Origin of the sequence: Kitasatospora sp. NPDC085879, assembly GCF_040686255.1 — a bacterium.
Lineage (GTDB): Bacteria > Actinomycetota > Actinomycetes > Streptomycetales > Streptomycetaceae > Kitasatospora.
Genome location: NZ_JBFBJZ010000163.1, coordinates 1 through 3,979 on the forward strand (window position 1 = coordinate 1; position 3,979 = coordinate 3,979).

The window sequence follows — 3,979 nt, forward strand, 5'->3', positions numbered from 1 at the left end:
TTCTGCTGGTAGCGGGGCCCCCCGGGCTCCACGTTGCGGGGTAGGCGGGCGGGCCGAGCGGCGCGGTGCGGGGGGAGGGCGTTTCCCGTCCCTACGGCCTGATCCGGCCGGCCCGGGACTCGAGGTAGCGCCGCTCGGCGATGCTCGCGGTGGCCCTCGCGGCGCGCCGGAAGTGCTCGTACGCCCCGGCCCGATCGCCGGACCTCTCCAGCAGGTGCGCCCGGACGGAGAGCAGACGGTGGTGCCCGGCCATCCGATCGTCGCCGTCCAGGGTGGCCAGCAGGGCCAGTCCGGCCGCCGGGCCCTCGGTCTCGGCGAGGGCGATCGCCCGGTTCAGGGTGACCATCGGGTTGGGGGCGATCCGTTCCAGGATCAGGTAGAGGGCGTGCACCTGGGGCCAGTCGGTCTCGTCGGCCTTGTCCGCGGCGGCGTGCGTGGCGGCGATGGCGGCCTGCAGCTGGTAGGGCCCGAGCGCCGGTCCGGCCAGCGAGGCCTCCGCTAGGCCGAGGCCCTCGTCGATCAGTGCGCGGTCCCATGCCGTGCGGTCCTGCTCGTCCAGCGGCACCAGGTCGCCGTCCACCGTCGTCCGGGCCTTCCGGCGGGCGTGGGTGAGCAGCATCAGCGCGAGCAGCCCGGTCACCTCGCCGTCCCCGGGCAGCTGGGCGTGCACCGTCCTGGCCAGCCGGATCGCCTCGCGCGCGAGGTCGGCGCGGTGCAGCTCGCTGCCGGAGGAGGCGGTGTAGCCCTCGTTGAAGATCAGGTAGAGCACGTGCAGGACGACTCGCAGCCGCTCCTCCCGCTCCGCGCCCTCCGGCAGGCGGAACGAACGTCCGGTGGCCCTGATGCGCTGCTTGGCCCTGCTGATCCGGGCCGCCATGGTGGCCTCCGGCACCAGGAACGCGCGGGCGATCTCGGCCGTGGTCAGCCCGCCGACCGCGCGCAGCGTCAGCGCCGTCTGGGAGGCCGGGGTCAGCGCCGGATGGCAGCACAGGAAGAGCAGGACGAGCGTGTCGTCGGTGTCCGGCACGTCGTCGGGCACCACCTCGGCGGCCGTCGCCGACTCCCGCTCGCGGCGTGCCCGGTCGCTTCGCAGCTGGTCGATGAGCCTGCGGGTGGCCACCGTCACCAGCCAGCCGCGCGGGTTGCCCGGTACCCCGTCGGCCGGCCACTGCACGGCGGCGTCGAGGACGGCCTCCTGGACGGTGTCCTCGCACCCTTCGAAGTGGCCGTACCGGCGTACCAGCGCGCCGAGGACCTGCGGCGTGAGTTCACGCAGCAGGTCCTCGAGGTTCGGTGCTGTCATGCCTCCAAGTTTCCGTCGCAGAACATCACCTGCCGCACCTCGACACCGAGGCCCTCGATCGCGGTGTCCGGGATCTGCGCCGCCAGTTCGATCGCCCGCTCCTTGGTCTCGCAGTCGATCAGGTAGAAGCCGCCCAGGTACTCCTTGGACTCCAGGAACGGACCGTCGGTCACCACCGGCCGGCCGTTGCGCACCGTCACCACGGCGGCCTGCGAAGGGTCGACCAGGGCCTGGGTGGTGATCAGCTCACCGGAGGACTTCACCGCCTCGATGAACCTGCCGTGGCCGGCGCCGAGCGCGGTCTTCTCCTCCTCGGTCAGCGCGTCCAGCACGGCCGGGTTGATGTGCAGGCTGATCAGGAACTGCATCGTGTGCTCCTCGTCGCTCGCGGGCCCCGGCTGAGGCCCTTCGACCGGTTGTCGGAGCCGTCGCCGCAGTCTTGACATCCCCCGCCGGAAAGTTCGCACAATCCTCCCGCCGCCGCACGGCCCGGCTGTTCAGTCGACGGTCGGCCAGTCCCAGCCGAGCTGGAGGAAGAGACCGAGGCGGTCGGAGACGCCGCGGATCTCGGTGATCCGGCCGCCGGCGACCGTGAACACGAAGATCGCCTCGTTCTCGAATCGACGGCCGGTCGGGACGGGCATGCGCGGGTGGGCGCCGGAGCTGACACCGGACTGGGTGATCCGGGCGACCACCCGGTCGCCCTCGACGATCAGCTCGTCGATCAGGGCGCGGTACGGCTTCAGGGCGGTGAGCTGGGTCTCGATGGCGGCGAAGGCGGCGCCGGGCTCGTCCGGCTCGCCGTGGATGATCTTGTTGTGGTCCACGACGTCCGCCGCCAGGTAGTCGCCGAGGTCGGCCGTCCGGGCCTCGTTGAGTGCGGTGAAGAAGTCGGTGACGAGCTGCTTGTTCCGGTCCACGGACATGCCGGGAATCCCCCTTACGGTGTAAGATTGCGGTGTGCGCTACTGTTGCCTTACGCCGTAAGAAAGTCAAGCGGCGCGCCACGCGAGAGGGGAGAGCGCCAGTGGATGCCGCCAGCACCCGGCGAGCCGGGCTGAGCCGGGAGAAGGTGCTGCGAGCGGCCCTCGGCCTCGTCGACAGGGACGGCGTCGAGAAGCTCTCCATGCGCCGTCTGGGCGCCGAACTCGGCGTCGAGGCGATGACGCTCTACCACTACGTGCCGAACAAGGCCGCACTCCTGGACGGCCTCGTCGAACTCGTCGTCGGCTCCGTCCGCCCCGACCCGGACGGCCCCGCCGAGGCCTGGCCGCAGCGCCTGCGGGAGTTCGCCACCGCCTTCCGCACGGAGCTGCTCCGCCACCCGGGCGTGATCGTGCTGGTCGCGACCCGCCCGGCCCGCTCCGCCCGGGCCCTGCAGATCGTCGAGGACACCGCCGCCGCCCTCGGCCGGGCCGGCATCGGCCCGGTCGACGCCCTCCGCATGGTCAACTCGGTGGCCACCCTGGTGATCGGCCAGTGCCTCGCCGAGGCCGCCGCCACCCCCGGCCACCCGGACGAACCGGCCGACCTCGACCTCAGTGCCCTCCCCACCCTCGCCGCCGCCGTCGCCGGAGGCCTCGGAACCCCGGAGGACCACCAGGCCCGCTTCGACCTCGCCCTGGACGCCCTTCTCACCGGCCTCCGCCGCTGACCGGCCCTCCGCTGCTGATCGGCCCGTCGTCGCCGACCCGGAGTGCGGCGCGGTCATCGCGATCCGGCGACGCTCCGTCACCTCGCACCCGGGGCCGGCCATGTGTCGGCCGGGCGGACCGGGGCGGCTCGCCGGTGCGGGAACCGCCGACCGGGCCGGTCCCGGGCGAGACTGGGCCGGCCGGGCCGTCGGCCGGGCGCCCGCACGACGAGGAGCAGCCGGCATGCGCGAGGACGAGGTGCCCACCGAGGGGGAGACGCAGGCGGAGCGGGTGGACGCGCTCACCGAGCAGCTCAAGGAGCGCATCTACGCCACCATCACCATGGTCGCCGTGGTGGTCGGCCTCTCCGTCGTCGAGGACCTGACGACCTGGAAGGCCGCCCTCGCCGTCTGCGCGACGGCGGTCGGCCTCTGGCTGGCCTCGCTGGTCGCCGACGAGCAGGCGTACCGGATCGTCCACCGCCGGATGGCGTCCGGACGGGCGCTGCGCCGCATGCTGTTCGTCAGCAGCCCGCTGCTGCTCTCCGCCGTCGGCCCGCTGCTGCTGATCGGGGCCGCCGCGGTCGGGCTGATGGCGCTGCACACGGCGCTGCTGGCCTCGGTCGTGGTGAGCGTGGTGGCGCTGTTCGTGTGGGGCTGCGTCAGCGGCCTGCGGATGGGCAGCGGACCGTTCGCGGCGATCGTGGCGGGCATCGTCGACGCGGTCATCGGCCTCGCCGTCGTCCTCGTCAAGCTCGCCGGTCACTGACCACGACGCCCTGCCGGCCCGTCGAGGGGATCCGCGCCGCGGGGACGGCGACCGTCCGCGGGCCACGCGTCCGCCCTCCCCGTCCTGCCGGTGGTCCGTGTCCCGGTGATCGGCGCCCCGGACCGTCCGGCGCCGCTCCGACCGGCCGCGAACGAGCCCCCCGGGCCCGGACCGCCCCGCGGACCGGACGTCGGGGCGTCGGGCGGGCCGCCGCACCGGGACGGGCGTACCGTCCGGGGTATGGGAGCTGCGCCGTTCCCCCGCCGCGGGGCAC

General features: G+C 73.8%; 5 protein-coding genes. 2 read left to right on the forward strand and 3 right to left on the reverse strand.

Annotated elements, in window-relative coordinates; genetic code table 11:
* Positions 1 to 91 precede the first annotated feature (91 nt).
* The 3 genes from AB0P35_RS41585 to AB0P35_RS41595 form a co-directional block, all read right to left on the reverse strand.
* Positions 92 to 1,303: a DUF6596 domain-containing protein gene (locus AB0P35_RS41585; protein ID WP_363521686.1), complete on the reverse strand. Its 1,212-nt coding sequence runs from the start codon at positions 1,301 to 1,303 to the stop codon at positions 92 to 94.
* On the reverse strand, positions 1,300 to 1,671 hold the full coding sequence (locus AB0P35_RS41590; protein WP_363521689.1) for a YciI family protein: 372 nt from the start codon (positions 1,669 to 1,671) through the stop codon (positions 1,300 to 1,302). The genes AB0P35_RS41585 and AB0P35_RS41590 overlap by 4 nt, the downstream gene beginning before the upstream one ends.
* A gap of 129 nt (positions 1,672 to 1,800) precedes the next feature.
* Entirely contained in the window at positions 1,801 to 2,229 is a 429-nt protein-coding gene (locus AB0P35_RS41595; RefSeq protein WP_363521692.1) for an ester cyclase, read from the reverse strand.
* A 101-nt stretch (positions 2,230 to 2,330) separates the two neighbouring features.
* On the opposite strand from AB0P35_RS41595, the gene AB0P35_RS41600 reads away from it, so the two are divergent.
* A complete protein-coding gene (locus AB0P35_RS41600; protein ID WP_363521695.1) occupies positions 2,331 to 2,957 on the forward strand; it encodes a TetR/AcrR family transcriptional regulator C-terminal domain-containing protein in 627 nt (208 codons plus the stop codon).
* Positions 2,958 to 3,180: 223 nt separating this feature from the next.
* A complete protein-coding gene (locus AB0P35_RS41605) occupies positions 3,181 to 3,705 on the forward strand; it encodes a hypothetical protein (RefSeq protein WP_363521698.1) in 525 nt (174 codons plus the stop codon).
* The last annotated feature ends 274 nt before the right edge of the window (positions 3,706 to 3,979 follow it).

Bases quoted from the DNA above. Each gene is read 5' to 3' on its own strand.
- AB0P35_RS41605 (WP_363521698.1), top strand. From the start codon at position 3,181: ATGCGCGAGGACGAGGTGCCCACCGAGGGGGAGACGCAGGCGGAGCGG.
- AB0P35_RS41590 (WP_363521689.1), bottom strand. From the start codon at position 1,671: ATGCAGTTCCTGATCAGCCTGCACATCAACCCGGCCGTGCTGGACGCG.
- AB0P35_RS41585 (WP_363521686.1), bottom strand. From the start codon at position 1,303: ATGACAGCACCGAACCTCGAGGACCTGCTGCGTGAACTCACGCCGCAG.
- AB0P35_RS41595 (WP_363521692.1), bottom strand. From the start codon at position 2,229: ATGTCCGTGGACCGGAACAAGCAGCTCGTCACCGACTTCTTCACCGCA.